Annotated in this window: 2 protein-coding genes; both read left to right on the top strand. The window is 57.9% G+C overall.

What is annotated here, in order from left to right; translation table 11 throughout:
* Positions 1-84 precede the first annotated feature (84 nt).
* Complete coding sequence (gene tnpB / locus H4J77_RS19380) at positions 85-444, top strand: IS66 family insertion sequence element accessory protein TnpB (protein ID WP_259364944.1); 360 nt, start codon at positions 85-87, stop codon at positions 442-444.
* Between the two features lie 19 nt (positions 445-463).
* Positions 464-1978 (top strand): IS66 family transposase, encoded by a 1515-nt coding sequence (tnpC, locus tag H4J77_RS19375; protein WP_182250084.1) that lies wholly within the window; start codon positions 464-466, stop codon positions 1976-1978.
* Positions 1979-2020: the final 42 nt, after the last annotated feature.

Below are 2020 nucleotides of genomic sequence, written 5' to 3'. Positions count from 1 at the left end.
GTAAGCGATCCATAAACCTCACCTGGAACCGCCACGCCCACATCGCCATGCTGGCCTCCCTGATTCCTTCCGGAGGTTTAAATCATGATGCGGCCTGGCGCCAAGGTGAAGAAAGTTTATCTGTATCCCAAGCCGGTGGATTTCAGAAAGTCCATCGACGGTCTGTCAGCTCTGGTCGAGCTGGATATCAAGGCAGCGGTATTTGATCCTGTTCTTTTTGTATTTCTGAACCGCGCCCGTAATCGGGTGAAAATCCTGTACTGGGAGCGCAACGGATTCTGTCTGTGGTTGAAGCGTTTGGAGGCCGAGCGTTTCAAAGCGCCACCCGATCCTGGCGACGATGCCCTTGAGCTGACGGCGGAAGAATTGAACTGGATGCTGGACGGTTTTGACCTCTGGAGAAACAAGCCGCACAAGGTGTTGAGACCCCGTTACGTGGCCTGATTTTGGTATAATCCACGGCATGATTTCCATGCCCGACACCTTGCCCAATGACCCGGATTTGCTCAAGCAGATGCTGTTGCAAATGCAGTCTCGGGTGTCGGTGTTGCAGGAAGAAAATATCCTGCTTCGTCAACGCCTGTTCGGGCGCAAATCCGAGCAGAGTGTTGATCCGCAGTCGCCTCAACTGGCGATGTTCAACGAAGCCGAAGGCCTTGCCGCTGAAGCACCGGCTGAAGGCGGCGAAGAAACCGTTGCTCCCGAGTCCGTTAAAAAGCGTGGCAAGCGCAAGCCTCTGCCAGCGGAGCTACCTCGTGTTGAAATCGTTCATGAGCTGCCCGAGCACGAGCTGACCTGTGACTGCGGCTGCCGCAAGCAGGCGATCGGTGAAGAAACCAGCGAACAGCTGGAAATCATCCCGATGCAGATCCGCGTCATCCGGCACATCCGCAAGGTCTATGCCTGCAAAGGCTGCGAAAGCGCGCCGGTAACCGCTGACAAGCCCGCCCAGCTGATCGAAAAGAGCATGGCCAGCCCTAGCGTGCTGGCCATGCTGCTGACCACCAAGTATGCCGACGGTCTGCCGCTGCACCGGTTCGAGAAAGTCCTCAAACGTCACGGTGTAGAAATACCCAAGCAAACCCTGGCCCGATGGGTCATGCAATGTGGCGATCATCTGCAGCCACTGGTCAATCTACTGCGCGACAGGTTGCTTGAAAGCCCGGTCATCCACTGTGACGAAACACGCTTGCAGGTACTCAAAGAGCCGGACCGAGACCCCGGCAGTCAATCTTGGATGTGGGTGCAGACCGGTGGTCCACCAGAACACCCGGTGATCCTGTTTGATTACACATCCAGCCGTGCCCAGGAAGTGCCGCAGCGCCTGCTGGAAGGCTACGGTGGCTATCTGATGACCGATGACTACGCAGGCTATAATGCTATCGCTGCACAGGACGGCGTAGAACGTCTGGGCTGCTGGGCGCACGCCCGGCGCAAGTTCATCGAGGCCCAGAAAGCGCAGCCCAAAGGCAAGACAGGTCGTGCCGATATGGCACTGAGTCTGATCAACAAACTGTATGGCATAGAGCGAGACTGCAAAGAACTCGACGAAGTCAGCCGCCTGCAAGCACGCAAGCTCAAGAGCGAGCCCGTGTTGCAAAAGCTGAAAGCCTGGCTGGATAAAGCCCATCCCCAGGTCACACCGCAAAGCGCCCTGGGTAAGGCGGTGGGATACCTTGCCAGCAACTGGTCGAAACTGATCCGCTACACCGAGGGCGGCCACCTGCCCATCGACAACAACCCCGCAGAGCGGGCCATCCGCCCGTTCGTGATTGGCCGCAAGAACTGGCTGTTCAGCGACACACCCCGAGGCGCCCAGGCCAGCGCGCTGATATACAGCCTGATCGAGACTGCGAAAGCCAACGGGCAGGAGCCTTATGCCTGGCTGCGCCACGTAATGGAACGGCTGCCGCTGGCAGCGTCCGCCGAGGACTACGAAGCGCTGCTGCCTTGGCGCTGCGGCCCGGTTGCTTACTGATCTGCAACGATCATCGCAATACGGGGTTTATGGATCGCTTAC

This window comes from Pseudomonas sp. 5Ae-yellow (assembly GCF_014077575.1).
GTDB lineage: Bacteria > Pseudomonadota > Gammaproteobacteria > Pseudomonadales > Pseudomonadaceae > Halopseudomonas > Halopseudomonas neustonica.
Note: the sequence above shows the minus strand (reverse complement) of the source record. Positions and strands in the feature narration are given on the sequence as shown.

What these genes read in the sequence shown, in the direction of transcription:
- tnpB (WP_259364944.1), top strand. Translation starts at nt 85, where the DNA reads ATGATGCGGCCTGGCGCCAAGGTGAAGAAAGTTTATCTGTATCCCAAG.
- tnpC (WP_182250084.1), top strand. Translation starts at nt 464, where the DNA reads ATGATTTCCATGCCCGACACCTTGCCCAATGACCCGGATTTGCTCAAG.